Origin of the sequence: Flagellimonas alginilytica (assembly GCF_042134605.1) — a bacterium.
Classification (GTDB): Bacteria; Bacteroidota; Bacteroidia; order Flavobacteriales; family Flavobacteriaceae; genus Flagellimonas; species Flagellimonas alginolytica.
In genome coordinates this window covers 1,221,372-1,244,907 of record NZ_CP169638.1, presented here as the reverse complement: position 1 = coordinate 1,244,907, position 23,536 = coordinate 1,221,372, and the positions used below count along the sequence as shown (strand labels likewise).

At 42.0% G+C, this 23,536-nt stretch carries 21 protein-coding genes; 11 read left to right on the top strand and 10 right to left on the bottom strand.

The window, feature by feature from the left end; translation table 11 throughout:
- The first annotated feature begins 8 nt into the window (after positions 1 to 8).
- The 4 genes from ABTP35_RS05485 to ABTP35_RS05470 all read left to right on the top strand — a co-directional run bounded on the left by ABTP35_RS05485 (position 9) and on the right by ABTP35_RS05470 (position 4,160).
- Positions 9 to 1,373 carry a DUF5689 domain-containing protein gene (locus ABTP35_RS05485; RefSeq protein ID WP_293298557.1) on the top strand — a complete coding sequence of 455 codons (1,365 nt, stop codon included), beginning with the start codon at positions 9 to 11 and terminating at the stop codon, positions 1,371 to 1,373.
- A 160-nt stretch (positions 1,374 to 1,533) separates the two neighbouring features.
- Positions 1,534 to 3,195 carry a hypothetical protein gene (locus ABTP35_RS05480; RefSeq protein WP_293298559.1) on the top strand — a complete coding sequence of 554 codons (1,662 nt, stop codon included), beginning with the start codon at positions 1,534 to 1,536 and terminating at the stop codon, positions 3,193 to 3,195.
- Positions 3,196 to 3,203: 8 nt separating this feature from the next.
- Positions 3,204 to 3,638, top strand: a complete 435-nt coding sequence (locus tag ABTP35_RS05475; protein WP_293298562.1) for a hypothetical protein — start codon at positions 3,204 to 3,206, stop codon at positions 3,636 to 3,638.
- 60 nt (positions 3,639 to 3,698) lie between these two features.
- Complete coding sequence (locus ABTP35_RS05470) at positions 3,699 to 4,160, top strand: hypothetical protein (RefSeq protein WP_293298565.1); 462 nt, start codon at positions 3,699 to 3,701, stop codon at positions 4,158 to 4,160.
- 43 nt (positions 4,161 to 4,203) lie between these two features.
- On the opposite strand, the gene ABTP35_RS05465 is transcribed toward ABTP35_RS05470, so the two are convergent.
- Positions 4,204 to 4,734 (bottom strand): lipid-binding SYLF domain-containing protein, encoded by a 531-nt coding sequence (locus ABTP35_RS05465; protein WP_293298568.1) that lies wholly within the window; start codon positions 4,732 to 4,734, stop codon positions 4,204 to 4,206.
- A gap of 233 nt (positions 4,735 to 4,967) precedes the next feature.
- Here ABTP35_RS05465 and katG point away from each other — a divergent pair, with 233 nt between their 5' ends.
- The 3 genes from katG (at position 4,968) to ABTP35_RS05450 (ending at position 8,529) form a co-directional block, all read left to right on the top strand.
- Entirely contained in the window at positions 4,968 to 7,187 is a 2,220-nt protein-coding gene (katG, locus tag ABTP35_RS05460) for a catalase/peroxidase HPI (RefSeq protein WP_375334474.1), read from the top strand.
- 82 nt (positions 7,188 to 7,269) lie between these two features.
- Entirely contained in the window at positions 7,270 to 7,752 is a 483-nt protein-coding gene (locus ABTP35_RS05455) for an ankyrin repeat domain-containing protein (protein ID WP_293298571.1), read from the top strand.
- A complete protein-coding gene (locus tag ABTP35_RS05450) occupies positions 7,753 to 8,529 on the top strand; it encodes a nitrilase family protein (RefSeq protein ID WP_293298573.1) in 777 nt (258 codons plus the stop codon).
- Here ABTP35_RS05450 and ABTP35_RS05445 read toward each other — a convergent pair.
- The gene (locus ABTP35_RS05445) at positions 8,513 to 10,132 is read right to left on the bottom strand and encodes an Ig-like domain-containing protein (protein ID WP_293299141.1); all 1,620 of its coding nucleotides are present in this window, start codon (positions 10,130 to 10,132) and stop codon (positions 8,513 to 8,515) included. The two genes, ABTP35_RS05450 and ABTP35_RS05445, sit on opposite strands and share 17 nt — an antisense overlap.
- A gap of 64 nt (positions 10,133 to 10,196) precedes the next feature.
- Positions 10,197 to 10,892: a ComF family protein gene (locus ABTP35_RS05440; protein WP_293298576.1), complete on the bottom strand. Its 696-nt coding sequence runs from the start codon at positions 10,890 to 10,892 to the stop codon at positions 10,197 to 10,199.
- Positions 10,893 to 10,900: 8 nt separating this feature from the next.
- Between ABTP35_RS05440 and ABTP35_RS05435 the strand changes: the two genes are divergently transcribed.
- Positions 10,901 to 11,839 carry a hypothetical protein gene (locus tag ABTP35_RS05435; protein ID WP_313790263.1) on the top strand — a complete coding sequence of 313 codons (939 nt, stop codon included), beginning with the start codon at positions 10,901 to 10,903 and terminating at the stop codon, positions 11,837 to 11,839.
- Positions 11,840 to 11,875: 36 nt separating this feature from the next.
- Positions 11,876 to 13,417 carry a glycine--tRNA ligase gene (locus ABTP35_RS05430; protein WP_224836190.1) on the top strand — a complete coding sequence of 514 codons (1,542 nt, stop codon included), beginning with the start codon at positions 11,876 to 11,878 and terminating at the stop codon, positions 13,415 to 13,417.
- A 3-nt stretch (positions 13,418 to 13,420) separates the two neighbouring features.
- On the opposite strand, the gene ABTP35_RS05425 is transcribed toward ABTP35_RS05430, so the two are convergent.
- The 6 genes from ABTP35_RS05425 to ABTP35_RS05400 all read right to left on the bottom strand — a co-directional run bounded on the left by ABTP35_RS05425 (position 13,421) and on the right by ABTP35_RS05400 (position 20,092).
- Positions 13,421 to 15,088 carry a formate--tetrahydrofolate ligase gene (locus ABTP35_RS05425; protein WP_293298579.1) on the bottom strand — a complete coding sequence of 556 codons (1,668 nt, stop codon included), beginning with the start codon at positions 15,086 to 15,088 and terminating at the stop codon, positions 13,421 to 13,423.
- Between the two features lie 104 nt (positions 15,089 to 15,192).
- Positions 15,193 to 15,705, bottom strand: a complete 513-nt coding sequence (locus tag ABTP35_RS05420; protein ID WP_293298582.1) for a DUF3124 domain-containing protein — start codon at positions 15,703 to 15,705, stop codon at positions 15,193 to 15,195.
- A gap of 112 nt (positions 15,706 to 15,817) precedes the next feature.
- Positions 15,818 to 16,300, bottom strand: a complete 483-nt coding sequence (locus tag ABTP35_RS05415) for a GyrI-like domain-containing protein (protein WP_224836193.1) — start codon at positions 16,298 to 16,300, stop codon at positions 15,818 to 15,820.
- Positions 16,301 to 16,310: 10 nt separating this feature from the next.
- A complete protein-coding gene (locus tag ABTP35_RS05410; RefSeq protein WP_293298586.1) occupies positions 16,311 to 18,371 on the bottom strand; it encodes a TonB-dependent receptor domain-containing protein in 2,061 nt (686 codons plus the stop codon).
- A 22-nt stretch (positions 18,372 to 18,393) separates the two neighbouring features.
- A complete protein-coding gene (locus ABTP35_RS05405) occupies positions 18,394 to 19,500 on the bottom strand; it encodes a Gfo/Idh/MocA family protein (RefSeq protein ID WP_293298589.1) in 1,107 nt (368 codons plus the stop codon).
- A 37-nt stretch (positions 19,501 to 19,537) separates the two neighbouring features.
- Entirely contained in the window at positions 19,538 to 20,092 is a 555-nt protein-coding gene (locus tag ABTP35_RS05400) for a cysteine hydrolase family protein (RefSeq protein WP_293298592.1), read from the bottom strand.
- Positions 20,093 to 20,227: 135 nt separating this feature from the next.
- Between ABTP35_RS05400 and ABTP35_RS05395 the strand changes: the two genes are divergently transcribed.
- Positions 20,228 to 20,992 (top strand): exodeoxyribonuclease III, encoded by a 765-nt coding sequence (locus ABTP35_RS05395; RefSeq protein WP_293298595.1) that lies wholly within the window; start codon positions 20,228 to 20,230, stop codon positions 20,990 to 20,992.
- 74 nt (positions 20,993 to 21,066) lie between these two features.
- Positions 21,067 to 22,107 carry an aldo/keto reductase gene (locus ABTP35_RS05390; protein WP_293298597.1) on the top strand — a complete coding sequence of 347 codons (1,041 nt, stop codon included), beginning with the start codon at positions 21,067 to 21,069 and terminating at the stop codon, positions 22,105 to 22,107.
- On the opposite strand, the gene radA is transcribed toward ABTP35_RS05390, so the two are convergent.
- Positions 22,108 to 23,466 carry a DNA repair protein RadA gene (gene radA / locus ABTP35_RS05385; protein WP_375334473.1) on the bottom strand — a complete coding sequence of 453 codons (1,359 nt, stop codon included), beginning with the start codon at positions 23,464 to 23,466 and terminating at the stop codon, positions 22,108 to 22,110.
- Between the last annotated feature and the right edge of the window lie 70 nt (positions 23,467 to 23,536).

The following is a 23,536-nucleotide window of genomic DNA, read 5'->3' as shown; positions in this document are numbered from 1 at the left end:
TCCTACTTATGAAAAATGTACTGTTTAAAACCATTATTGTTATTGGATCAATGACTCTTTTATGTTGTGTTGATGGAAGGGAATTTGATGAAATTGGCAGTAATTGTGAGACCGATATGGCCGCCAACATCTCCTTTGAAGACTTGGATTCGTTGGTGCAAGAAGAGGTAGTCCAAATTCAAGAGGATTTGATTTTGGAAGGCTACGTGATTTCATCTGACCGGGCTGGGAACTTTTTCGGAGAGCTTTATCTGCAAGATGCATTGAGCAATCCGTCCAAAGGAATTCAATTGGAAATGGATTTGAGGGAATCGCATTTAAAATTCCCATTAGGGAGTAAAGTATATGTAAAATTAAAAGGTCTTTATTTGAGCAAAAAGGGCAACAATATTCGAATAGGCAGTGTTTTTTCTTCATTTGGAAACATTTCCATCGGGAGGATACCTTCTGGAAAAGTATTGGAGCACCTTTTTGTGTCGTGTGACGGTGGCGGAATTGTAGATCCTGTGGTCACAACCATTCCCGAAATGAACAGCCTGCCATCAAACATAGTAGTGCAATTGCAAAGTGTTGAATTTGCTGATGAAATTTTGGGGGAAACCTACATCATTGCAGAAGAAGAGACGGAACGAGGCATACAGGATTGTGAAGAAAATGAGATTATGCTCGTGAATAGTGGGTATGCCGACTTCCAAGCCGAATCTTTACCTGAAAATAACGGGACGCTTACAGCTATTTTGACAAAGGATGGAGATGTTCCGCAATTGTTTGTTCGCACCTTGGAAGATGTAAATTTTACCGAAGAGCGTTGCCCAGAAATTATTACAGAGTTCACCTCTGATCAAATATTTATTTCCGAATTGGCAGACCCGGACAATAATTCAAAAGCTCGGTTTGTAGAACTGTACAATTCCGCTTTGGAACCATTGGATTTAAACCTGTGGACACTCCGACGATACACTAACGATAATACAGAAGTTAGCTCCACTATTGATTTGTCGGGCGTTGTTATTGGTCCGGAAAGTACTTTGGTCATTTCGCCCAATGCGGAAGAATTTGAGCTGGTTTACGGCTTTGCACCAGACTTGGGCGTGTCCACCAATAGCCCGGCAGACTCCAATGGGGATGATAATCTGGAATTGGTTGATCCTTTTGGCGAGGTAATCGATGTGTTCGGAGTAATTGGAGAGGATGGAACAGGCACCGATCATGAGTTTGAAGATGGGCGTGCCGTTCGAAATTCTGATATTTTGTTGGGCAGTCCCATCTTCACCTTTGGTGAATGGACCATTTTTAACGATTCGGGAGATGCAGGAACCATTAAAACGCCCCAAAATGCCCCCGAGGATTTTTCCCCTGGGATTAGGGAGTAACTTATACCTAAATATAGGATTAAACACTTGTCAATTGATAAGGCTTTTCTGTCAACTCAAATGGGGTACTCGTCAATCGATCCTCGATGTACACATCCAATATCATTACCTTAAATTTAAAATACAGATGCATACCCCAATAAAATTAAAACTCTAAACTATGAGAACAACAAAAATGTATTGGGCTATTGCATGTAAGGCAATGGTAATTTCTTTATTGGTCTCCTGCCAAAAAGAGCAGGTAGAACCCGAAGATTCTTCGCAACAATTTAATTTAGAGGAAAGTGATACGTTACAAATGATCAAGCTTGGCAAAAAACTGGAAAATCCTTACTCAGTGGTAAATATGAGGAAAGCTTGGGAAAGTTTACAAGCAAAATCCAAAGTGTCAAAAGACGGTGAAATAAAAGCCACTCACCTATATGTAAAGTTCAAACCAAAAGACGAAGATGAGCTAGCTATACTCAAAACAGACTCCACTTTAGTATTGTATGATGTTCCTCTAGATCATGAAATGAGTGAAGAAGGAGAGTTTTACCATGACCCTGAACTTCCAATCGATCAACCTACCTATCAATATGCTTCCATTCCGGTTTCCCAGGAAATCCCAAAAGACGTAGAGTTCGAGATTTTGGAAGAGTTGTTTATTCCGGATGAGGAAATTGATTCAGATGGGGACGAGAAAAGTTCTTTTGCCTCTAAAGAGACAATATATCAACTTGTTGACGAATCATTGCATTTAACGGGAAATATGGATGAGGGAGAAATAGGGGGTTCAGCCACAGCAAAGAGCAAATGGAGACCCTCGGGAATCATAAGGGTGTATGATCATGTCACTCAATCTTATGTAGGTGTATCCGGGGTAAAAGTAAGGGCTCGTAGGTGGTTTACAACAAGAAGAGGGTTTACAGATAGCAAAGGTAGGTTTTCATGTAATGGTAGATTTAGAAGAAAAGCCAATTATAGTATTAAATGGGATAGGTATCAGTATAGTATCAGATCAGGTACTTTTGGCCAAGCAATTCTTAATGGCCCTAAAAAAAGGGGAGACTGGATTGTGAGATTGGGCAAATCGACCAGTAACGTAGTGGATGATAGGCAGCAATATTATGCTCTGATCCATCAAGGGGCGCATGATTACTATTATGGAGGTAGGTTTGGGTTGACTTCCCCACCACGGAACAGCTTTTTTCGTAGACAGTTGAAAATTGCAGCAAGACTTAAAAATGACAGATCATCATATGTAAAGGCGCGTAGAATATGGTTTGGCAGTGACATATCCTTGATGGAGTGGAGAACAAGATCCGACTTTGTCTATGGCACTATTGTGCATGAACTCGCCCATGCCGCTCATAGAGAAGTGGATAGGAGAGCTTATAATGCGGTGGTCTGGGACGCTTGGACTGGACCATGTACATCTCTAAACGGCTGTAATAATCCCGGGCCTACTGGGAAAAATCGAAGAAGGCTTTTGGAGACTTGGGCATCTACAGTGGAGATAGTTTTTGCTCTTCAGAGATATCAAAATAAATATAATTTAACAAACTATGATTATAAAAGAAACAAATACCAAAATCAAAGAATTGACTTTAATCTATATTATACCTCGGCGGGCTACGACATGATTGATAATGTGAACCAACAACAAACTTATGGTATTCATTATCCAAAAGACAGGGTGAAAGGATATTCCATAAAGCAACTGGAAGATGCTTTAAGGGGTGCCAGGTCATGGGAACAATGGCGAAACAATATTAGAAACAGGTATAATAATTCTTCAGAGCAATATTTAAATGAATTATTTAATAATTGGAAAGACTAAATTTAACTATGAAATATCTAAACATCGTACTGGCAATTCTATTTTTTGGCTGTGGTACAGATCGAGGCGAAGGAGATGTATACTATTATTCAATAACGAACAATAGCGGAAAACCAATAGTTATTAAAAGTTATCGTTCCGATTTTCCTGACTCTTCGCCCAAAATCACAAATCTTGAGATCAATGAAAAAATCGAGAAAGTTTTTAAAGACGGTTTACCACCAAGTGAATATAATTACAAAAATTTTCTAGATGGGAACGGATTAAATGATTCATTGGTTATAATATATGGAAATGAACGCATTGCAACATTTAAGGAACAATGCAATGAAAATAGCAGAAACCCTATTGATGTATGTATATATGGTGATTTGATAGAGGATTTTGTGTTCACTGAGGAAGATTACAATAATGCCACAGATTGCGGTGGCCCGTGCAACTGATAGTATAGCTTGGCCCCAAAACCCCTTTAGGGGTTGGGCTTTCAACCACATAGTAATGAAATGGAAAATAAAATCGTTTCTATTATTATATTCTTCTTGGGCCTAGCCCAACTCTCCGCTCAAGAATTGACGCCAAAACAACGCCAACGATTGGATAATTTGGGATTGGAATATACAGATTTGATTCAGCACAGTAAAGCCAATGAACAGCACATTTATGATATTTTGGAGATTGATCGTAAACGAAAGAAGAATCTAATTATGGGGGGTAGTTTTTCGGGGCTAGGTCTTTTGATGCTTACTGGAGGGATTTTAATCTTGTCTCAAGATGGTGATTGTGATGACACCCATATAAGTGAAAACACAGGTCACGTCATTGTTGGTGGAAGTCTAATTGCTTTAGGCACATTGGAGATTGGTATTTCATTACCATTATTTTCTTCATCCTTCAAAAAAAAGAAAAAAAGAGACAAAATGATTAAAGTTTTGGAGAAACAATATTCTGTTGGTATAGATAGATAAAAAAAGCCCCATTTATGGGGCTTTAAATATTAAATTCAAGATTTTAGAAAGCCGTATACTTAAATTTTTGTCCACCGACCGATGCATCTGCCATAAGACCGGCCTTCGGAAGTGCAAAAACGGCTACACCGTCTTTGTATTTGGCCTCAAAAGCAATTCCGGATTTTAGGGCCACAGCAGAAGTTTCTGCCGCAAACTGGAACTTCTCGGTTTTAAAACGTTGCAGGTCCACTTCGGTCTCAAAGAAAATAACTTCAATAATAGCCTGTCCACCAGCCTGTAGCCCGATATTCAATTTTTTAAGATTTGCCATGCCCACGGCATCACCGTCTTCATAGACCACACCATTGCCCGATGCCCCGCCAATAATAAATCCTCCTTTTCCAACATTAGGAAAAATAACGTAACCTGCGGATTCTTCAAAAAACTGGTCCAAAGCAGGACTGGTTTCCAATAGGGTTGTTTTGGCCCTCTCCGAATCGGCCATAATCTTTCTGTCCTTACTGTTCTGGGCTATGGCACTTGTTCCAATAAACATCAAGGCCACAACGATCACTGATTTTATTTTTTTCATATCTGTTGTTTTTTGTATTCAATTCAAAGGTAGAAAACGCGTAAGTCGTTTACAGGAAAGACTTTCACAATAATTGTTAAGAAAAGCATATGAGCTAAACTTTACATATAATGAATCAATAAGGATAGAGAACAGTTATGATTTAATAGTATTTTAATATCAAACGTCTATGATTAGAGATCTACTTTTTGTAATTTTAGTAATCCGAAAAACCTTTAAAAAACAATATCATCATGAGTAAAGAAATGGCTAATGGGGCAGATGCAAGTCAATGTCCTTTTTTAAGTGAAGTTGCCGGTGGAGGTACGCAGAATGAAGATTGGTGGCCTAATCGATTAAGGTTGGAACTTTTGAGCCAACACTCAGAAAAATCGAACCCACATGGAAAAGATTTTAATTACGCCGAAGAATTTAAGAAGCTGGACTATTCAGCTCTCAAAAAAGATCTAAAAGATCTTATGACCGATTCACAGGATTGGTGGCCTGCCGACTTTGGCAGTTATGCCGGTTTGTTTATTCGAATGGCATGGCATAGTGCCGGAACCTATAGAGTGCAAGATGGACGTGGAGGAGGAGGCCGAGGGCAACAAAGATTTGCTCCATTGAACTCCTGGCCCGACAACGTGAGTTTGGACAAGGCTCGACGCTTGTTATGGCCCATTAAACAAAAATACGGTCAGAAAATATCGTGGGCGGACCTTATGATATTAGCAGGGAACGTCGCCTTGGAATCCACAGGTTTCCGCACCTTTGGTTTTGCCGGAGGTCGAGAAGATGTATGGGAACCGGACCAAGATGTATACTGGGGGAACGAAACTGAATGGTTGGCATTGAGTGATGCCCCGAACAGCCGCTACCAACATAATAAAGAGGAGCGAGAAATAGAGAATCCATTGGCCGCAGTACAAATGGGATTGATCTACGTAAATCCAGAAGGTCCGGATGGCAATCCCGATCCAGTAGCTGCCGCACACGACATCCGAGAGACGTTTGAGCGAATGGCAATGAACGACGAAGAGACCGTGGCATTGATTGCCGGTGGGCATACCATAGGTAAAACACACGGTAATGGTGATGGCGCAAAAGTGGATATGGATGCAGACCCAGAAGCAGCAGATTTGGCATCGCAAGGCTTTGGCTGGGAAAATAAGAACGGTTCAGGAAAAGGTCCAGACGCCTTTACTTCTGGGTTGGAAGTAATTTGGACATCTACCCCTGTACAGTGGAGCAACGATTTCTTCAAATTCTTGTTCGAGTATGATTGGGAACTGACCAAAAGCCCTGCCGGTGCTCACCAATGGGTAGCGGCAAATGCCGAGGCCATTATTCCTGATCCTTTTGGAGGCCCCAATAGAAAACCCACTATGTTGACAACGGACCTGTCCTTGCGTTTTGATCCTGCATATGAGAAGATTTCACGAAAATTCTACAACGACCCACAGGCCTTTGCCGAGGCTTATGCTCGAGCGTGGTTTAAACTGACACACCGAGATATGGGACCGGTTTCCCGATACCTTGGACCAGAAGTGCCCAAGGAAGAATTGATTTGGCAAGACCCAATTCCCGCTGTGGACTATGCTTTGGTCGATGATGCCGATGTGGCATTGTTGAAATCGAAGATATTGGATTCCGATCTCTCAGTATCCGATTTGGTCTATACGGCTTGGTCATCGGCAGCTACTTTTCGAGGAGGTGATAAACGTGGGGGAGCCAACGGCGCCCGCATCAATTTGGAACCTATGAAAAGCTGGGAAGTAAACAAAGGAACCGATAAAACCATACGGGTTTTGGAGGGAATCAAAGATGAATTCAACAAGAATGCAGGTGGCGGAAAAAAAATCTCACTTGCAGATATGATCGTCTTGGGGGGTAGTGCCGCTATAGAAAAAGCAGCCGAGGACGCTGGTGTTTCTACCAAAGTACCGTTTACTCCAGGTCGTAACGATGCAAAACAAGAGCAGACCGAAATAGAATCAGTGGACTTTTTGAACACGCCTTATGATGGATTTAGAAACTATGTGGTGGATGGGGTTAAAGTTCCCGCAGAACATTTATTGGTGGACAAAGCTCAATTGTTGACACTTACCGTACCGGAAATGACCGCCCTTGTTGGAGGTTTGCGCGTACTTGGAGCCAATTTTGATGGGTCGAGACACGGGGTTTTTACCGAGAATATTGGAGTGTTGAGCAACGATTTCTTTGTGAATCTTCTCGATATGTCTACGGAATGGAAAGCTGCCAACGAAGAAAAATCATTATACGAGGGCGTTGACCGAAAAACCGGTGAGTTTAAATGGTCGGGTACCCGTGTGGATTTGGTATTTGGATCAAACTCCATTTTGCGAGCAATAGCAGAGGTTTATGCCGAGTCCGGGTCAAAAACAAAATTCATAAAAGATTTTGTGGCTGCATGGACAAAGGTGATGAACTTAGACCGATTTGATTTGAATTAAAACATAATAAACAGAAAAAGAAAATCAATTTCAATACTGCCATGACCCATACGGTTGTGGCAGTTTTTTTATAACTTTCAGCATGACTAAAAATAGAAAGGAAGAACTCTTCAACCATATAAGAAATGGAAATCTCCAAGGAGTGGAAGGCCTATTGCAGACCGATCCAGTACTCTTGGAAACACAAGATCAACGTGGATCAACACCATTGCTTTTGGCTGCGTATTATGGACATAGCGATATTGTTCGGTCCTTGCTGAACAAAGGGGCCAAAGTCGATGCTTTGGACGGTTCCGGAAACACCGCTCTAATGGGAGTTTGCTTTAAAGGATATACAGGTATTGCAGAAACTCTGATCAATGCAGGGGCCAGTGTAAATGTAAAGAATGCGATGGGAGCTACCTGTCTAATTTATGCGGTTACCTTTAACCGGAAAGATATGGCGGAACTATTGCTTAAAAATGGCGCAGATGCCACAGTAAAGGATGCTAGGGGTAAATCAGCCATGGATCATGTGGTGGAACAAGGAATCACCGAAATGCAGGAACTCCTAAAAAAATATTAGATGTATCCCACATTGAACCTCGCATTGATCCAAACCTATCTGCATTGGGAAAAACCCGAAGCCAATAGAAAAATGTTCGAGGATAAAATAGCAGGTATTTCGCATGATGTGGATTTGATCGTACTACCAGAAATGTTCACTACCGGGTTTACCATGAATCCGGATGTCATAGTAAAGGAAGAAAGCGAAATTACTGTACAATGGATGCATACTATTGCTCAAAACACTAATGCGGCGGTTATGGGAAGCATTGTGTATCGGGAAGAAGATGCATTTTACAACCGTTTGTTCTTTGTTTCCCCAGATCAGGAAATGTACACCTATAATAAAAGGCACACATTTACCTTGGCGGGAGAAAATGAGGTTTATAAAGCGGGAAACCAAAAATTGATGTTTGAGTACAAAGGATTTAAAATATGTCCTATGATATGTTATGATCTTCGGTTTCCTGTTTGGGCAAGGAACACCGAAAACTACGATATACTCATTTATGTTGCAAACTGGCCAAAAAAGAGAATTAATGCCTGGGATACACTTTTAAAGGCAAGAGCCATAGAGAATATGTCCTATAGTATCGGGGTCAATCGGAGCGGAATCGATGAGTTGGGTTTTGAATATCCTGGACATTCGGCAATTTATAACGTACTCGGCGAACCGTTGGTATTCTCGAGAAATGAAGAAATTCTTTATGCCAAACTGCATAAGGAACACATTGAAAATACAAGAAATAAATTAAAATTTTTGGAAGACAGGGACACTTTTAATTTGATAAAATAAAAGTTTCTTCTTTTTCCCAATTAGCTCTGATCTCAATAGTTCCGGGATAATAACTTACTCTTTCCGGTTGGATTTTTTTAAGAAAATTCCCCGTATCCATTTTGCCATTGCCATTCTCATCTAAAATTACTCTGGCAACATAATTTCCAGGTTGCAAGTTGTTGAACTCAAAAATTTGTGATTCGCGCGCCAAAATCTCACGCTGAATTTCTCCTTTTTCGTTGGTGAGCTGAACAATTACAGGATAGTTTACGTCTCCTCCCAGTACCATGCGCAGATTTCCATAATCGGCAAAACTACCGGTAGAAAGGTTATATGAGAGGGTGTCGTTCTGTATCCCGAAGAAATCGGTGATGGCCCCGGGCAACAATGTAAACGTATAATTTTGATTGGGTTCTGTTTCAAAATCAAAATCAATTTTGTTTTTTATGGTGTCCAAAGCGGCACTGTACGGGGCAGGAATAGAATCGCTTACATTTAGGGAGACTTGTGTGGTGTCCAGAGTAACCAAGGGCGTATTGGCCAAAATGCTAAAAGTATCCTCGAAATTAATTTTCCCGTTTACCGAAGTAGAAAGTTTTAACGAATCTATGGCGAGGTCGCGCATTTTTACCGTAAAGGTGTCGATAACCTCGACCTTGTCGTTTTTTACCAGAAAAACAATGGAATCCAACTCGGTCGGTGTCAGCCAAAAATTTAAAGTATCCTTGTCCCGCTCTTTCAAAATAGTTGTGCTCACGGAATCGGGAAGAGCAGTAATAGTACTGATATCCATATCCGTTTGATTGCCTTGATACCCGAATATTATTTTGTTCTTGGCCACCAAACTGGGTACCGAAGCTTTATAATTTAATTCTTCCTTAAATAGGTTTAGCAAATAGATTGAATCGGTCGGAATAGTAATGGTATCCTCGATAAACCCAATTTTGTCCTGGGCCTGATCGAACATATTGTTCTTGTTTACATCTTTTAAACCAAAAAGCGCATATTTTCCGGCCTTTAGGTTTCTTAATTCAAAGAGCGGCAAACTATCCCCGGTGTTGGTAATGTACAAAGGGGGCTCTTTGTAAATAGTGGAATCGGTATAGGTACTGTCCATTTCGTAGAGGACAACACTGATAAATTCATCGGCTTTTCTGTTTACGGCATCTTTTACCGCTCCGGATAAGGTCAAGGAATCAATATAGTCCCCTGTAGAGAACACGTAGCTCAAAAAACTATTGGGGTTTCCTTCGTTATTGTCTTGGATACTTTGCCCAAAATTGATGGTGTACGTCGTATTTTCACGAAGTGTGTCCTTTATGGTAACCTCTATAAACTTGCTGGGGGTGCCTTGGGGCTTTATCTCCGCAGCATGTTTAAATGGAGGAGATACCACTAATTGATTCTGTACATCTTGAAGCTTGATCAATTCATCAAAATAAAGTCGAATTTTCTTTGCCTTGAAATTAGTGCTAAAATTCTCTGGTTCCGTACGGGTAAGTTTAGGTGGGGTTACATCTTTTGGACCGCCGCTCGGAGAACCACGTTTGGCACATTGCCAAAGTGCCAAGGTCATAAAAGCAAAGAAAAGGAGTCCGAACAGTTTTTTTAAGTGCACCATGCCTAAAATAATGTGCAACAAAGAAACAACTTATTTAAAAACTGGTGTGTCTCATTAATAAATTTTAACCCTCAGGAACAACAGCAATACTCAATACCGAAATTTCCATACCCGGTTGTTGGAGAAGAGTTTGGGCACAGGATTCTATTGTGGCCCCTGTAGTGATCACATCGTCGACCAGCAATATTTGTTTATAGGTGTACTTTTTGGACGAATCTAGGCGAAAGGCATCCTTGGAACTTTCCCAGCGCCACTGCCTGCCTTTTTTGGTCTGTGTTTTTGTGTTTTTTACCTTGATCAACCAATCATCGCAGTAAACAACACCAAGTCGATCTGCAATTGTTCGGGCAAATAGCGCAACTTGGTTGTACCCGCGCTTTTTAAGTTTTTTGTTATGTAAGGGAACAGGGATCACAACCTCAATATCATCAAGTTCTTCCTGTAGCTGTAAAAGCGAGCCGCACCAATCCCCAAAAAAACCACCAATTTGTTCTTGGTTTTTATACTTGAGCCAATGCAGTAAATTTTTTATAGGTCCATTTTTTGAGAAAAATACGAACGAAGCAGCCTTTTTTATGGGAACTCTACCATAAAATATGCGGTCCACTTCATTTTCTTCCAGATAGTTATGATCGGTGAGTGGCACATCATGTCGACAAACTGCACACAAAATATGCTCTTCGGTAAATAATTGCGCATTACATCCAAAACATGCCCTTGGCAATAGGATGGTGTTAATCTCGTTTATTATCTTAGCCAACCTTTTTGGTGTCAAAACTTATATATGTTTTAGAGCAGATTGTCAACCCCATGAACTCCCAAGATAACAATTTCAATTACAAAATTATTTTTGCCGCTCTGGTAGCGGTAATCGTGGGGATTCTAATAGCCTTTTATTACAGTTACGCTCAGTCCAAGAACCAAATGATTTATTTAGAAGAAGAAAAGTCACTTTTGGTAAAGGATTTGACGTTGATGCGGGCCGAGGTGGATCGTTTGTCCGGTTTAAACGAGGTTAACGAAATCGAGCTCCAAACCTCGCGCTTTAGGGTTCAGCAACTTTTGGATTCTGTGGGACGCTTAAATTTTAGCATTACCAAATTAAAGGAAACCCGAAAAGAGCTAAGAAAGTTGGAGCTACGTTTTGACAGCCTCAAGCTCAAGAATAATTTTCTTAGGTACAACAATAGCTTGTTGGTCAGTAAGTACGACGAGACCATAAAGCAATTGGAAGAACTCCGTGGCAGGGCAAGTAGCATGCAACAAACCGAATCCCTGCTCAGGGAAACCAATAAAGAGCTAACCCGGGAACTCCGAATAAAAAGCTATTTAAAGCTGCAAGATGCAGAAGGTAGCGGATTTAGGTTAAGGGCAGGAAGACCTATCAAAACCAATAAGGCTTCCGTAATCGAAAAATTACGTGGTTGCGTTACCATTCTGAGCGATGCAAGTTCCAGAGGCGATATTAAAGTACTCTACCTTCAATTTTTGGACCCCAACATGAGGGTTGTCGAGGACAACGCGAATACCATTTCGGTAAGTGGGAATACCTATAGTAAAAAGGTGGAAATCGTATATACCGGAAAAGAGATCAGTATCTGTGATGCCATTACCGTTCCGGAAGGTTCTTTGGAAGAGGGAATTTACACACTTAATGTATTTGAGGACGAAAGATTGTTGGCTTCCACCGAATTTCAGTTGAAATAGCTTATTTCTTTTTGGGTAAAATTCTATTTTTGCCCAATGGCAAATCAAGAAGACGTTTTTAAGAAGGTAATCTCACACGCAAAGGAATATGGGTACGTATTCCAATCCAGTGAAATTTATGATGGACTTAGTGCTGTTTACGACTACGGTCAGAACGGTGCGGAGCTAAAAAAGAATATTCGCGAATATTGGTGGAAAGCCATGGTGCAGCTCAATGAGAACATTGTGGGCATCGATGCTGCCATATTTATGCACCCTACCACTTGGAAAGCCTCGGGCCACGTGGATGCCTTCAACGATCCGTTGATTGATAATAAAGATTCCAAAAAAAGATATCGTGCCGATGTCCTTATCGAGGACTATGTCGCCAAAATAGAGGCCAAAATCGAGAAAGAAGTGACCAAGGCCGCCAAACGATTTGGCGATAGCTTTGACAAAGAACAATTCCTTGCCACCAACAATCGAGTTTTGGGCTATCAAGAAAAAGCCGATTCCATTTTAAAAAGAATGGGTCAGTCTTTGGAAAAGGAAGATTTGGCCGATGTAAAAGCACTGATCGAAGAGCTCGAAATTGCCTGTCCATTGTCCGGATCTAAAAATTGGACGGATGTAAAGCAGTTCAATTTGATGTTCGGAACCAAGTTGGGCGCTTCTGCCGATAGCGCGATGGATCTGTACCTTCGTCCAGAAACTGCACAAGGAATCTTTGTCAATTTTTTGAACGTACAGAAAACTGGAAGAATGAAAATTCCGTTCGGGATAGCCCAAACAGGAAAAGCTTTCCGTAACGAGATCGTAGCGCGTCAGTTTATTTTCCGGATGAGGGAATTCGAACAGATGGAAATGCAGTTCTTTATAAAACCGGGCACCCAAATGGAGTGGTACGAAGCTTGGAAGGAAAAACGGATGAAATGGCACCTCTCCCTAGGCATGGGAGAAGACAATTATCGTTTCCACGACCACGAAAAATTGGCACACTACGCAGATGCCGCGGCCGATATCGAGTTCAAGTTCCCATTCGGATTCAAGGAATTGGAGGGAATCCATTCCCGTACCGATTTTGATTTGGGGAAGCATGAAGAATATTCAGGTAAAAAACTACAATATTTCGACCACGAAGAAAACCAGAGCTACACTCCATATGTGTTGGAAACTTCCATAGGGTTGGATCGTATGTTCTTGGCGGTCTTCTCCAACTCCTTGCAAGAGGAGGAGTTGGAAAACGGGTCCACACGTACGGTACTTAAAATTCCGGCCGTTCTGGCCCCGAACAAGGTCGCCGTACTCCCATTATTGAAAAGGGATGGACTTCCCGAAGTCGCCCAGAAATTGGTGGACGAATTGAAATGGGATTTCAATGTGGATTATGACGAAAAGGATGCCGTAGGCCGTCGCTACCGTCGCCAAGATGCGGCAGGAACACCGTTTTGTGTTACCGTTGATCATCAAACATTGGAAGATGATACGGTAACCATCCGTCACAGGGACACCATGGAGCAAAACCGTGTAAAACTTTCGGAGGTGAAAGAAATCATTTCCAAAGAGGTGGATATGCGTTATTGGTTGCAGAAAATCTAAGGATTAGAACAAACCGGTAATTTCACCATCATCGTTAATATCCATTCCTTCGGAAGCTGGATGAGCGGGCAAACCGGGCATTCGCATAATATTTCCGGTAATCGGGATCAAGAAACCTGCACCAACGGCAATTTCTATTTCCCGCACCGTAATGATAAAGTCTTTTGGTCTGCCCAATAGTTTGGGATTATCCGATAAAGACTTTTGTGTTTTTGCTATGCAAACGGGTAGCCGATCCAATCCAAGATCAGAAATTTTTCTGAGGTCGGCTTTGGCTTTGGCCGTGTAATCCACATACTCGGCACCGTAAATTTCGGTGGCAATGGTGGCGATTTTATCTTTTACACTGGATTTCCAATTATATAATGGTGCAAAATTAGAATCGTTGGACTCTACAATATCGATTACTGCTTTGGCCAATTCTTCTGCACCTTCACCGCCTTTGGCCCAAACATTCGCAACGGCTACGCGAATTCCTTTGGAATTGGCCAATTCTTTGATCACGGCAATCTCCTCATCTGTGTCGGATACAAACTTATTTATGGATATAACAGGGATTACCTTGAACTTGGCTATGTTCTCCAAGTGTTTTTCCAAATTCGGAAGTCCTTTTTTTAAAGCTTCCACATTGGGTTCTGTCAAGGTTTTTAAATCTGCTCCCCCATGATATTTTAGCGCGCGAATAGTTGTAGTGAGCACTACGGCTTTTGGTGTTAAGCCGGCACTCTGGCATTTAATATCGAAGAATTTTTCGGCACCAAGGTCAAAACCAAATCCAGCTTCGGTCACCGTGTAATTGGAATGCGACATGCCCATTAAAGTGGCGATCACAGAATTGGTGCCTTGAGCAATGTTCGCAAAAGGCCCACCGTGAATAATGGCGGGATTTCCCTCTATAGTCTGAACCAAGTTGGGTTTTATGGCATCTTTTAATAAAGCAGCCATGGCGCCTTCTGCCTTCAAATCTTTGGCGTAGATCGGCTTTTTGTCGAAGGTGTAGCCCACAAAAATATTGCCCAAGCGTTTTTTTAGGTCGCTAAGGCTTTCGGCCAAGCAGAGGATGGCCATAATTTCGGAAGCAGCGGTAATATCAAAACCTGTTTCGCGGGGTACACCAGAAGTTGTACCGCCCAAGCCTACAATAATGTGCCGGAGGGAACGATCGTTCATGTCCATAACCCTTTTCCAACCTATGGTCCTGGGGTCCAATCGTACAGAGTTGGTCTTACTTTGAATATTGTTGTCGATAACTGCCGATAATAGGTTGTGCGCTTTTTCAATGGCTGCAAAATCACCGGTAAAATGTAGGTTGATGTCCTCCATGGGCAAAACTTGGGAATAACCGCCCCCAGTTGCGCCTCCTTTTATGCCAAAAACAGGACCTAAAGAAGGCTCCCGTAGAACCACGGTCGTTTTTTTGCCCAAGCGGTTCAAGCCTTCGGAAAGCCCAATGGACATAGTGGTTTTTCCCTCGCCCGCAGGAGTCGGGGAAATGGCCGAAACCAAAATAAGGTTACTGTTTTGGGCTTTGGTCCTATTAATGGCCTTTAGAGGTAGTTTGGCCTTGTATTTCCCGAACATTTCAATTTCATCGGAGTCGATCCCAAATTTTTCTGCAATGGTAGCTATGTGTTTCAATGAAACACCTTTGGCGATTTGTAAATCGGTCATAGTGTGGTTTTTATGTGCAAGGGAAACCTATATGGGTTCCAATATTGATATACAAGATACTATTATTGGAGGATTAAAACTATGGTATTTATTGCCCAAGTGGGTTATTCCACTCTTCGTCCCTCGGTGGTAAAGGATAGCCCTTGTTGCCCGGATGTGGAAATCATCACTCCTTCAAAATAAGGTTCGTGGGAATCGGGCTTAATCGACCATTGAAAAAGAAAATTGGCCCCGGTACCACCGGATTGATCTTTCTCATCGATCACGATTTCTACCGTTTCCATTGGCTTTATGTAGATGGGCTGATCAAAATAAGTCCGGATAAGATTGCCTTTGGTATCAAAATATTCCGCTTTAGTGATATAAATGGTGTCGGTCAGGTTGGTGTTCCGCATACTGATGGTACTGGTAAGGTTGTGTGTCCGGTGCTCGGTCTCACTATAAATTTCGGAATACACGGAGAGGTAGGAAGTGCCGTTCAATAAAGAATCTTTAGCGGATATAGAAGCAATACGGTTGTTCCAATTAACGGGGTCGATTGAGCTCACGTCTTTTTTTGCCTGCTCGTTGCAAGAAAAAAATAGAAGCAATAGTAAAAACGGAACAAGTTTCCTCATTATTTAATTGCAGATTGGAAAACTAAGATAAGGATTCTATACTATTTGTTGTTGCCTTCATCCTTTTTAGTCTAACTGAATTTTGTTGTTGGGATTAATTCCAATGATCTTTTTATGTATTCTTGATCGGTATCCAGAAATCTTCTTCGGAATCTGGATGTTCTCCTTTGTATTTACTCCCCATTACTGCAAAGTGGGGCCTATGATCGATAGTGAATCCAGAAGTTGGGAACCACTCGCCATAAATGTACTTGAATATTTCCATGACTTCACTGGTTTTTCCTCTGTAGTGAAACACAGCGTATTCTCCCGAAGGGATGGTTAGCACATCCATGCTTTCCGGGATTTCATCAAAATCCGATACGGCAACGGCCGCCCACTTTTCAAACTCCATAGTTGGGTCAAAATGCTGAAAGTATTCCGGACCTGGATAGATTTCAACGGAATATAGATCTTCACTTGCCAAGTTTTTTATTTCCTTTTTTCTTGGGGAGAAGCTTTGCCAAAGTTCCCTGGTCTTATCGCTGACCAAAGATGTTGTCGTTTTTTGGCCAATCAAAAATGTGGTCGGCACAGTTTCGATTCTAGGTGTCATGCATCAAATATTAAAAAACATAGCTTAATTGTATCCCTCCAAATAAATTCCGACCATTTCCCGGGTAAAAGTATCTTGGTTGCGACCCGCCAAAACCAACCGCATTGATCAATACAGATTGGGCATAATTGGTGTCAAAAATATTGTTGACACCTGCGTTCAGTCCCAAACTGATGTTCTGTGAAAGTGAAGTGCGGAATCCCAACTTCATATGGAATACGTTAAAGGAATCGCTGTTAATCGTATTGGCATCCGTTAAAGGAATTTCGTCTACAAACTGATGGGTAAGATGGAGCAGCAATCCATTCGAATGGCGAAAATCGATACCTGAACTTAAGCGATTTTTAGGGACTCCCGTGAGCGGATTTCCAGAATAATCGTTGTCGTTGTCCACAAAATCCAAAAAACTATGATCGTTCAAAGTATAGCTGAGATAAGGAGAAAAGGTGAGGGACCGAGACAGTTTGCCTTGATACTGCAGGTCCAGTTCCAACCCTTGATGGCGGGTCTCTCCCGCATTTCTGCCAATATATTGGTCTTCACCTACACGTTGGGCCACCAAAAGGTTTTTTACGTTCATTCGATATAGGACAATGTTGGCCGTAAGTCTCTTTTCAAACAGCGACAACTCACTTCCCAACTCATAACTTATACCTGTTTCTTGTGCAATATCCGGGTTGATGACGCCTTCGGGAGTCAATGTTTCTTCCAAACTGGGATTGGAAAAACCCCGACTAATGTTCGCATAGATCTTTCCATTTTTTAATTGGTAGTTGAGTCCAAGGTTTGGAAGTAAAATAGCATCAAAATCACGCTCTGCCGATGCGTTTTCTGCTTCTTGGTTGAACAAATCCCTATAGTCGTAATGGGTTTTGTTCAAGTTGAGACCGGCCTGTACCAAAAATGCAGAGGTAATGGGATAGGTAAGCGTTCCAAAAAGGTTAAATTGTCGACGGAATTCTATATTGTCATTAAGTTGAGTTCCCTGTAAACTACCATTGCCATTGTTTTCCTCATATAAATTTTGATACGTGCCCCAGTGGTATTCATCTTTATAGAATTCACTCCCAAAAGTAAATTGAACCTTGCCAAGATCGCCTTCAAAAACGGTTCTAAAACCAAACCCATTGGTAAAATCATCCAAAATATTGAATGGCCTTGGTTCGTAATGGTCCAAATAGGAATAAAAAATACTGGTTGTGTTCTGAAGCTGCTGTGAAAATCGATACGTATGCGAGAGACCCGTTAAAACATATTTGTTAGCTTCATATCCTTTTGCGGCCAGCCAGTTTGATGCAGCACGGGTAGGGTCCTCATCAAAAACCGTTTGGTTAATGGAGCTTGGAATATGGGCCGTGTAATCAATATAGTTCATTAAAAAGGACAAACTACTGTTTCTTCCCGTTCGGAATTGTGTGTTCAGTAAAAATCCATCACGTTCAAATTCATTGTTCTGACGAAACCCATCGGTTTCCAAATGATTATAGCTTAAACTTAGTTTAAGACCATCTTCTGCATGCGAAAATGTTAGGTTGTCCTTTACCATGTTATACGAGCCGACCGAAAACGTATTGGTCAATTGCGTCTTATTTTCAATGGACGCTTTGGTGTCCAAAATAAAAGCTCCACCAAGATTGGAGCCGTACGCAGTACCTTTAGGTCCTTTTATGATCTCTATGGCACCCAGGTTTTCAAAGTCGAAAGCTTCAATGGTAGAAGAGCCGGTACCATTGGTTACAGGGATTCCATTAAAGTACATGCGTAGTTTATTGGTTCCGTATGGTGTCCTTGCTCCAATGCCCCGAACTGTTATGCGGTTGGTGTTGATGGCTCCCGATAAAATATAAACGCCCGAAATCTGATTGATGGCAGAAGGGATGTCCGTGGGGTTGAAACGCTCAAAGGTTTGACCGTCAATTTTTGAAGAAGGAGTGATTCCCGTGGCTTTTTTTGGAACGGCGTTCTGGACTAGAATAATTTCATCCAATTGGGTTATGGAGTCTTTTGGGGAAATCTGGCCCAGTAAAAGTAAGGGCAGTGATACACATAATAGGGAAACAAAGACTCTCATTGGAAACAAATGTTGGTAGAGGTTATTTTTTTAGTTTGATGGTTTTACCCGTTTTTGCACTTTTGCGTGCAGCATCCAATATTTCCACTACGGTCATATTGTTTTCGAGCGCGTTTAGATTATTTGGGTTTAACTCAACGGAACCGCGCACCACAGCAACCAAAAGTGAAAATGGGTCGTTGTAGGGATAAGGTCTTTCTTCTAAGATTGAGATTTCTTCTTGGTAGCCATCATAACCTTCTGCAGTTCTTACCCGAAGTGTATTTCTGTTATCTGCATAAATAGCACCTGTTAAGCCATAAAGTTCCATATCCTTTCTGCCTATGGGCCAATTCCAAGAAGGTTGTAATACCGCTTGGCAGTCGTCATAAGTAAGAATTATAACGGCATCATCATCTACTTCGGGATTGTTTTCCGCCTGTAATTGTTGGGTAACAGCGGTAACGGTATTTGGTTTTTTGCCTTGTAATAGCCACGTCATAAGATTTGCCCCGTAACAGCCAAAATCGGTGAGGGCACCACCGCCATTGAGCACGGGATCTTGGAGCCACTCCAGAAATTCTTCGTTAATCCCAATTTTTACGGGTCCGCGATGACCATCGCGGACAACGACTTTTTTAAGGTCTCCAATTTCGCCATTGTCCAAGAGGGTTTTTGCTTTATGGTTGGTCGGGTACCAAGTGGTTTCGTAATTGGTGAGCAGATGTATACGGTGTTCTTGTGCAAGCGCTTTCATTTTTTTGGCATGTCGCATATTTACCGCCAATGGTTTTTCTACCATAACATGGATTCCTTTTGGTGCACAGGTCTGAACTACTTCCAAATGATCGAATATGTTGCCAAATGCGGTTACTGCCTGTGGTTGGGTGGCGGCAATCATTTCTTCTAGGCTGTTGTACACCAAATCCATGGAAAACCCGTGTTGATCGGCATATTGTTGGGCAAGCTTACGATTTGGCTCTGCAATGCCCACAATTTTGATGTCGCCAATGGCATCGCGGCCCAAAATCGAATGAACATGGGTATGCGTAAGTCCTGCGATTCCAATTTTAAGCGGTTCGGACTGACTGAACAATTGTACGATTGCAAGGAAGAAACATAATAAAAAAAATGATGCTGATCTTACCATAAGAATAACAGAATTATTAGAGTTGTAAAAATAGGGACTAATGATCAAGTTCTTTCAATATGGTGTCGGTATCCTTTATCGTTGCGAACTCATCTTTAAGGTTGGCCAGTTCTGCGTGGAAAATAACATCAGCAGCGTATGTGTTGCCATCGTGTCCTATTTTATCGAAGGCAGCGGTCGCATCGGAAACCAAAATAACGTTAAAACCTAAATTCGACGCCATTCTTACCGAGGTGGAAATGCAATGTTCTATCGTTAGACCCGCTATCACTAAATTAGTGATGTGCTCTGTTCTTAATCGAGCCTCCAGTTCAGTGCCAATAAAAGCACTGTTCACCGTTTTCTCAAAAATCGGTTCATTGATTATAGGTTCCACGGCCGGATGAAAAGAGTTACTTACTTTACTTGGGTGCAAAGGGGAACCAAGGTCGGTGGAATTATGTTTTACATGGAAGATGGGCCATTGTTTTTTCCTGAAGAACGTTAATAACCTTCCGCAATTTTCCTCGGCATCCATATTGTTTCTTTCTGTGCCGTAAAACCCGATTTCTTGTAGTCCGCGTTGGACATCGATTAGAACAAGTGCTGTCATGAGGAAGCTTTTTGGCTTAAAAGTAAACGAAAAGATCAAAAAAAGGGACATCAATTCATTCCATTGATAGATTCATAGGTAAATTCAATTTTAAGGAGCCGTTCACAATAGCTATTTTTGAACAAAATTGAGTATATGAAAATTGTATCCTACAATGTAAACGGTATTCGGGCAGCGCTTAAAAAAGGATTTGTGGAATGGTTGGAAACGGTGAGCCCTGACGTGGTTTGCCTGCAGGAGACCAAGGCCATGGAGGAGCAATTGGATACTACTGTTTTTAAAGAGGCAGGATATTCCCATAATTATTGGTTCAGCGCCCAAAAAAAAGGATATAGTGGCGTGGCTTTACTTTGTAAAGAGGAGCCGGACCATGTGGAATTTGGTACGGGTATCGACTACATGGATCATGAAGGAAGAAATATCCGAGCCGACTACGGAGACCTTTCCATAATGAGCATGTACTTGCCATCCGGCACCAATATGGATCGCCTGGATTTTAAATTGACGTATATGGACGATTTTCAGAAATATGCAGATGAGCTTCGGAAAGAACGTCCCAATTTAATTGTGTTGGGAGACTATAATATTTGTCATGAAGCTATAGATATTCATGATCCTGTCCGAAACAAAAACGTATCGGGATTCTTGCCTGTGGAACGCGAATGGATCGGCAATTTTATGAAAAGTGGCTTTATTGACAGTTTTAGGCATTTCAATAAGGAACCCGATAATTACACCTGGTGGAGTTACCGCGCCAATGCCAGGGCCAACAACAAAGGCTGGCGTTTGGATTATGGCATGGTGGCCGATCCTTTGGAAGATCGGTTAAAGCGTTCTGTGATCTTGTCCGAAGCCAAACATAGTGATCACTGCCCCATTTTATTGGAGGTTGAAAAATAATGCTATTCTAAAGGTAGAAAGTAAGATGGTTGGGTTTGAGAGCCCCAATCGTTAACCGTCCTAATTTGTAAAAAATGAAGTATACCAGAATCCCGCATACCGATATCCGAATCAGCAAAATTTGCTTGGGCACCATGACCTGGGGGCGCCAAAACAATGAAGAGGAAGCGCAGGAGCAAATGGACTATGCCCTAGACCAAGGCGTTAACTTTTTTGATACGGCAGAATTATATCCCGTTCCGGCCAAAAAGGAATTATATGCCGTTACAGAAGAATTGATCGGGAATTGGTTCAAAAAAACTGGGAATCGGGATAGGGTGGTCTTGGCTTCAAAAATTGCAGGACCGGGGCAGGTCGCAAACCATATTCGAAGTACCGGGTTCAGTAAAGAAGCTTTGGTTGGTGCGGTAGAAGGAAGCCTAAGGCGATTACAGACCGATTATATTGACCTGTTCCAACTCCATTGGCCAGAAAGGAATACCAATTATTTTGGTCAAAGAGGTTACAATGCCCATGCTGTTGATGTTTGGGACGACAACATACACCAAGTTTTGGAGACCCTACGAGATTTGATTGCCGAAGGTAAGATTAGGCACGTAGGATTGTCCAACGAAACCCCTTGGGGCACCATGCGCTATTTGGAGGAGAGCAAAGTCCACCAAGGATTGCCCCGAATGCGCACCATTCAGAACCCGTATAGCCTCCTTAACCGACTTTTTGAAGTAGGTCTTTCCGAAATTTCGATGAGGGAACAAATTGGTTTAATGGCGTACTCTCCTCTTGGATTTGGGGTGCTGAGCGGTAAATACCTTACCGAAATCCCACCTAGAAAAGCACGGATAACATTATTCCCAAACTATAGTCGCTATAGTGGAGAAACTGCTACACAGGCCACACAAAAATATGCTGACTTGGCCAAGGCACACAATCTTAGCCTCGCTCAAATGGCCTTGGCATTTGTAAATACCCGACCATTTTTAACGAGCAATATCATTGGTGCTACCACTATGGAACAACTCAAGGAAAACATCGCCAGTATCGATGTGGACCTTTCCGATGAGGTATTGGATGGCATTGAGGAAATACACAGCGCCATTCCAAACCCTGCTCCTTGATCAACCAAAGAGATGAGCAACGACGTCCTCGATCTTGGATACTTTTTGAATCTGTATGCCGGATTGTTTTAGGCCTATTTTGTTGTTTTTGGAGACAAATATTTTGGAAAAGCCCAATTTTTCGGCTTCGAGAATGCGCTGATCTACTCGTTGCACTGGCCTAATTTCTCCCGCAAGTCCGACTTCTGCTGCAAAACAAACGCCTTTTTCTATGGCGATATCGGAATTGCTGGATAGGATGGCGGCCATAACAGCCAGGTCAATGGCAGGATCATCCACGGATATTCCCCCAGTGATGTTTAAAAAAACATCTTTTGCCCCTAACTTAAAACCTGCGCGTTTTTCCAAAACGGCCAATAGCATGTTCAATCGTTTGGCGTTGAAACCTGTAGCGGAACGTTGTGGTGTTCCGTAGACCGCTGTGCTAACCAAGGCCTGAATTTCTATCAACAAGGGTCGCATACCTTCCACCGTGGCCGCTATTGCCGTACCACTAAGATCTTCGTCGCTCTTGGAAATCAAAACCTCAGAAGGATTGTTTACTTCACGCAGGCCGCTTCCTTGCATTTCGTAAATGCCCAGTTCGGCAGTGGAACCAAAGCGGTTTTTAAGAGAACGGAGAATGCGATATACATAATTGCGGTCTCCTTCAAACTGAAGAACGGTATCCACCATATGTTCCAAAATCTTGGGGCCTGCAATGGTGCCATCTTTGTTGATATGCCCTACCAAAATAACAGGAGTATGACTTTCCTTGGCAAATTTGATCAGTTCCGCGGTGCATTCCCGGATTTGGGAAATGCTCCCCGCAGCGGATTCGATATAATCCGTGTGCAGGGTCTGAATAGAGTCGATGACCACTAAATCGGGCTCAATAGAGGCAATCTGTTGGAATATATTTTGTGTTTTGGTCTCGGTAAGGATGTAGCAATTCTCGCTCTTAGGTTGAATACGGTCTGCTCGCATTTTAATTTGTCTTTGACTCTCCTCCCCCGACACATAAAGTATTTTATAGGGCAGTTTTAGCGCAATCTGAAGCAACAAGGTACTTTTTCCAATACCGGGTTCCCCCCCTAATAAGGTTAAAGACCCTGGTACCAATCCACCGCCCAACACGCGGTTGAACTCTTGGTCTTTGGTGTCCAAGCGGAGTTCCTTTTCCTGTGTTATTTCGGAAACACGAAGCGGCTTATTGGAGGTGTTGGCGGGCCGATCTGTTTTCCACCCTTTTTTGTCCTCTTTTTGGACAACTTCTTCTACAATGGTGTTCCATTCCTTGCAAGAGGAACATTGCCCGATCCATTTTGGGAATTGAGCTCCACAGTTTTGACAAAAAAATGCTGTTTTGGTCTTGGCCATTCAAAATAAAATGAGGAGCCTAAAGATATGGAATTGCGAATTGGATTCTTGGATTTTCGGAGCAATAGAT

Coding starts and splice junctions, on each gene's coding strand:
- ABTP35_RS05485 (WP_293298557.1), top strand. CDS start 9: ATGAAAAATGTACTGTTTAAAACCATTATTGTTATTGGATCAATGACT.
- ABTP35_RS05480 (WP_293298559.1), top strand. CDS start 1,534: ATGAGAACAACAAAAATGTATTGGGCTATTGCATGTAAGGCAATGGTA.
- ABTP35_RS05475 (WP_293298562.1), top strand. CDS start 3,204: ATGAAATATCTAAACATCGTACTGGCAATTCTATTTTTTGGCTGTGGT.
- ABTP35_RS05470 (WP_293298565.1), top strand. CDS start 3,699: ATGGAAAATAAAATCGTTTCTATTATTATATTCTTCTTGGGCCTAGCC.
- ABTP35_RS05465 (WP_293298568.1), bottom strand. CDS start 4,734: ATGAAAAAAATAAAATCAGTGATCGTTGTGGCCTTGATGTTTATTGGA.
- katG (WP_375334474.1), top strand. CDS start 4,968: ATGAGTAAAGAAATGGCTAATGGGGCAGATGCAAGTCAATGTCCTTTT.
- ABTP35_RS05455 (WP_293298571.1), top strand. CDS start 7,270: ATGACTAAAAATAGAAAGGAAGAACTCTTCAACCATATAAGAAATGGA.
- ABTP35_RS05450 (WP_293298573.1), top strand. CDS start 7,753: ATGTATCCCACATTGAACCTCGCATTGATCCAAACCTATCTGCATTGG.
- ABTP35_RS05445 (WP_293299141.1), bottom strand. CDS start 10,132: ATGGTGCACTTAAAAAAACTGTTCGGACTCCTTTTCTTTGCTTTTATG.
- ABTP35_RS05430 (WP_224836190.1), top strand. CDS start 11,876: ATGGCAAATCAAGAAGACGTTTTTAAGAAGGTAATCTCACACGCAAAG.
- ABTP35_RS05425 (WP_293298579.1), bottom strand. CDS start 15,088: ATGACCGATTTACAAATCGCCAAAGGTGTTTCATTGAAACACATAGCT.
- ABTP35_RS05420 (WP_293298582.1), bottom strand. CDS start 15,705: ATGAGGAAACTTGTTCCGTTTTTACTATTGCTTCTATTTTTTTCTTGC.
- ABTP35_RS05415 (WP_224836193.1), bottom strand. CDS start 16,300: ATGACACCTAGAATCGAAACTGTGCCGACCACATTTTTGATTGGCCAA.
- ABTP35_RS05410 (WP_293298586.1), bottom strand. CDS start 18,371: ATGAGAGTCTTTGTTTCCCTATTATGTGTATCACTGCCCTTACTTTTA.
- ABTP35_RS05405 (WP_293298589.1), bottom strand. CDS start 19,500: ATGGTAAGATCAGCATCATTTTTTTTATTATGTTTCTTCCTTGCAATC.
- ABTP35_RS05400 (WP_293298592.1), bottom strand. CDS start 20,092: ATGACAGCACTTGTTCTAATCGATGTCCAACGCGGACTACAAGAAATC.
- ABTP35_RS05395 (WP_293298595.1), top strand. CDS start 20,228: ATGAAAATTGTATCCTACAATGTAAACGGTATTCGGGCAGCGCTTAAA.
- ABTP35_RS05390 (WP_293298597.1), top strand. CDS start 21,067: ATGAAGTATACCAGAATCCCGCATACCGATATCCGAATCAGCAAAATT.
- radA (WP_375334473.1), bottom strand. CDS start 23,466: ATGGCCAAGACCAAAACAGCATTTTTTTGTCAAAACTGTGGAGCTCAA.